This window comes from Rhizobacter sp. P1_G5 (assembly GCF_056405435.1).
On record NZ_JBFUCB010000510.1, the window covers coordinates 1 to 4467 of the forward strand.

3 protein-coding genes are annotated in these 4467 nt (G+C 68.1%); all 3 read left to right on the plus strand.

The genetic code is table 11. The features are described 5' to 3' along the window. Positions 1-2568, plus strand: a 2568-nt coding sequence (locus tag AC1D12_RS25715) for a hypothetical protein (protein ID WP_477843760.1), incomplete at its 5' end; no start/stop codon positions are given. Positions 2569-2578: 10 nt separating this feature from the next. Next, positions 2579-3091: a hypothetical protein gene (locus AC1D12_RS25720; protein WP_477826050.1), complete on the plus strand. Its 513-nt coding sequence runs from the start codon at positions 2579-2581 to the stop codon at positions 3089-3091. Continuing rightward, positions 3088-4467 (plus strand): immunoglobulin domain-containing protein (locus AC1D12_RS25725; RefSeq protein ID WP_477843762.1); only part of this gene is annotated, 1380 nt, incomplete at its 3' end. The genes AC1D12_RS25720 and AC1D12_RS25725, both read left to right, overlap by 4 nt.

Consider the following 4467-nt stretch of genomic DNA (forward strand, 5'->3'; position numbering starts at 1 on the left):
GTGTGGAGCCCCGACGGCAGTCTGCTCGTCGCGGGCTTCGCAGGACGCGGCGGCCTGCGGGCCTTCGATACCGAGGGTAAGCAGGTCTTCGTCGACGAATTCGGCGACAGCGTCTATGGCGTGGCCGTGGCGCCCGGGCTCATGGCCGCCGCAAGCCTGGATGGCTCGCTGCGCGTCTACACCCAGTCATACGACGGCAAGGGTCAGCACTACGCTGCAAAGACCCGCCGCGACCTGCCCGCCCAGCCGGCTTCGCTCGCCTTCTCGCCMTCGGGAACCTTGCTTGCCATCGGCTATGTGCTGCCCGGCAAGGGGCCGGATGTCGTGGACTGGGCCAACGGCCGGATCACGGCGGGACCGACACCCACCCGACTCGGACGCGACACCTTGCTGAGCGTGGCGTGGTCACCCGATGGCCGATTCGTCTACGCGGCCGGTTCCTATCCGTTCGAACGGCGCAATGCACGGCTGGTGGTCTTCGAACCCGGTGACCGTACAGGCGCCGAGATCGAGACCGGCGCACCCTCGACCATCACCGACCTGCTGACACTGCCCGGAGGGCGCCTGGCCTTCGCCAGCGCCAATGGATCCTGGGGAACGCTCGACATCGGCGCAGGTCGCGGAACCCTGACTCCGCCCGAGCTGCCCGACCTGGACGGTGCGCGTAACCTGCTCGCCAGCGAGGAGGGTTCGACCCTCAGCTGGGCTCTTGACGGCGGCCGCGATCGCGTGACCTTCGATCTCGCGACACGTCTGATTCGCAGCGGCGATGCTGGCCCCGGGCTGAACCCGCCGCTGCTGCGGCGCTCGATGCTGGACGCGCCCTCCGACTGGGAGAACCACCGCAATCCGCAGGTCAACGGGGTGCGCATTCCCATGGCAGCGGACGAGATGTCTCGCGCGACCGCCCTGTTCGCGACGGGCGGGGACGCCTTGCTCGGCACCAGCCAAGCGCTGTACCGGCTGGGTCCCGGCGGGACACCGGTGTGGCGCAAGGCCATGCACACCGAAGTGCGTGCGGTCAACATCAGCCGCGGCGGCAAGCTCATCTGCGTGGCGATGCTGGACGGCACGGTGCGCCTGCTGCGGGCGACCGACGGCGAGGAACTGCTGACCGTGCTGATGCTGCGCGACCGCCGATGGATCGTCTGGTCGCCGGACGGGTACTACGACGCGTCAGTGGGCGCCGATCGGCTGGTCGGCTGGGTCTTCAACCGTCAGAGCGGTACGGCGGCCGACTATTTTCCCGCCGCTCGTCTGCGCGAGCGCTTTCATCGGCCTCGCTACATCGACCTGCTGTTGCAGACGCTGGATCGTCAGCTGGCTGCCCGGGAGCAGGAACGAGAGATCGCCGCCGACGGCACGACTGCTGCGCCCCTTGCAGCCCCAGTCCGGGTGGCGCAGATGCCGCCGACGCTGCGCTCGCCGGTCCGCTCGATCGACCTGCCCGATGCCCCGGCCGAAACCGAGGTCGAGGTCCAGATCGCCCTGGTGGTACGAGCACAGGCGGACAGTGGTCCGATCCGGTACGAGGCACGCGTCGATGGACGCAGGGAGAACGTCGTTGCCGTGGAAGCCGCTCGCGGACCAGATGGCGACCGTTYGGTGCAACTGCGGCTTCACGTACCGGCATCGGCCACCGCGCTGTACCTTGCCGCGCGCGATGGGAACGGCTACTCGGAACGTCTCGACCTGGAGCTGCGGCCAGGTCGAACCGTCGAAACGAAGGCTGCAGCGCCTGCGCTGGCGGCCGAGCCGTCGCCCATCGCACTCTCCCCCTCCGAGGCAACGCCCCTTTGCGGCGACAACCCCACCGCGGCATCACGCGCGCCCAACTCAGCGGGCCTGAAGCGGCTGTTCGTGCTGGCCATCGGCGCCGGCCGGGCAAGGAATCGGGAGCCCTTGCAATTCGCGTCCAAGGACGCGACCGACTTCGTTTCGGTCATTCGGCTGCAGGAAGGACGGCTGTACGAAAACGTGATCGCAGGTTGCCTGCTGGATGCTCATGCCACCGCCAGCAACGTGCGATCGGCGCTGGCCTGGCTGGCGCATGCCGGCACCAAACACGACAACTTCATCGTATTCCTGGCGGGACACGGGCAGACACGCAGCGACGGCAGCTACCTGTTCACCACGGCCGATGGCGGCGACGGCGGTCCGGCGCTCGATGACACGGCATTGCGCGAGGCACTCAACCAGTTGCCCGGGCACGTGGTGCTGTTCGTTGACACCTGCCGTGCCTCCAGAGTCCTGGGCCCCGCGGGCCGCTATGACAGCGGCTTCGTCCGGTTCATCGAACAGGTCGGCGAACGCAGCCTGGCTGTCTTCGCGGCGTCCTCCGGCGCGCCCCCTGCGCAGGAGAACACGGCCTTGGGAAACGGCGCCTTCACGTCCGCCATCCTGACCGGCCTGCGCGGTGCAGCGGACCTGTTGAACGAGCGCAGCATCACCTACAAGGGTTTCGACTTGTACATGAGCCGCAAGGTCCCCGCGCTCACCGGCAAAACCCAGACACCGGTATCTCGTCTCCCACCGTTCATGCCGGACAACGTTCTGGCGAAGCTATGAGGGATGCCGCTTGAACATTCCGCACAGCCCATCGTCGCGCTACGCAGCCCTGCTGGCCGTATTTGCAGCATTCGCATTGGCGGTCGCGGTCTACGCACTGGATCGTCCGCGCGGCAGTGCACCGCTGCTGCCCGCGATGCTGCGCATCGCGGACGGATCCGCATCGCACCTGGGGGTGCTCGGCGGCAGCCTGCCGAGCCTCGCGCATGCTTTCGCGACCAGCCTGCTGACCTGCCTGCTGCTGCCTGCGAGTCGCACGATGCACATCGCCGCGTGTGGCGCATGGGCGATCATCGACTCCGCTTTTGAAGTTCTTCAGCACCCGATGGTATGGCCGCCGGCCGTCGTGCTTCTGAATCAGACGCACGCGAGCTGGCTGCTGCCCAACCGTGTCGCCGCCTACCTCGTACGCGGCACCTTCGATCCCTGCGACCTCGCGGCCTGCTGGATCGGTGCGCTCGCGGCGCTCGCCTTCGCCTTCGCAAGGCTTCGCCCCCCTCCTGTCACCCGGACTCCGCCATGACTGCACTCACCTCGATCGCGGCACGCGGCGTGGCCATCGCCGCCCTCTTCGTCCTCGGCATCGCGTCGATCATCGGCTCGGGCGGTGGCGGGGGCGGCAACGACACAGTGCCCTTGAGCATCGTGTCGCAGCCGGTCGACCAGAGCGTGCTCGACGGCACGACGGCCAGCTTCGGCGTGATCGCGAACAGCGCCCAGCGCTACCAGTGGCAGCGTCTCGAAGGCGGATCGTGGGTCGACATCGCCGGAGCCACCTCGTCCGCCTACACCTTCGGCGCCAACCTGGCGCAGAACAACCTGCAGCTGCGTGTGGTGGTGTCGGACGCCAGCTCGTCCATCACGAGCAGGCCGGTCACCCTGACGGTGACGACCTCCGTCGTGCCCGCGAGCATCACCGTCGAGCCGGCCAACGTCACCGCCAACGCGGGGCTGGACGCCGTCTTCACGGTGGCCGCCGCCGGCACGTCGCCGTCGTACCGCTGGGAGTCGAGCCCCGATGGAACCCATTGGAGCGACGTGCCCAACGGCAATRCATACACGCTGATCCTCTCGCCGGCACTTGAATCGGACAACGGCAAGTCGTTCCGCGTCACCGTGAGCAACGCCGGAGGCAGCGTCGTCAGCCGCGCCGTCACGCTGTCGGTCGCGGTCGAGTTCATCGTGGTCAGCGGCGGCGATGCGTGCGGCGGCAACTGCGGTGGCGACAGCGGCGACGGCAGCGGGGTCGGCGCCGGAGACGGGGGCTCCGGCTCGGCAGGCCCCGGCTTGTCGGCGATGCGCAATGCGCGTGCCACCGTCTACAAGCCGGACGGTCAGTTGCTGGGCAGCGCGGAACTCAGCGAGGACTTCCTGGTGTCGCTCTACCCCCGCGCATACACGGGTCCGTTCATCGTCGAGTTCGGGGACGACGGCAGCGGCAACGGCATGTACTTCGACGAAGCCAAACGCTCCTGGCTGGCGCTGCAGGGCCAGAAGCTGCATGTGATGGTTCCGCAGCTGACGCACCACATCAGCGCCAACCCGATGACCGAAGCCGCCTACCAGTGGGCGCTGCGACAGTTCGGATCGCAGGCCGCGCTCACACAGGTGGCCATGCAGCAGGCCAACACGTTGATGCTGGCGCAATTGAACGCCAAGCTGCCGAGCGCCTACCAGACCACCGACGTCAGCAACTTCATGATTCCGCTGTCCAGCACGTCAGGACGCGGCGCCCTCACCAACACCTGGGCCGGCCGCTACGGCGCCGTGATGGCCGCGCTGCCGATCGCAGGAACGCTGTTCGACTCGTCACTGGCATCGCCGGCGCTGTCCTTCGCGCGGCAGTTGACGGAGGACATCAAGGACGATGGCGGCTTCAACGCATCGGCGGCGGTGGCG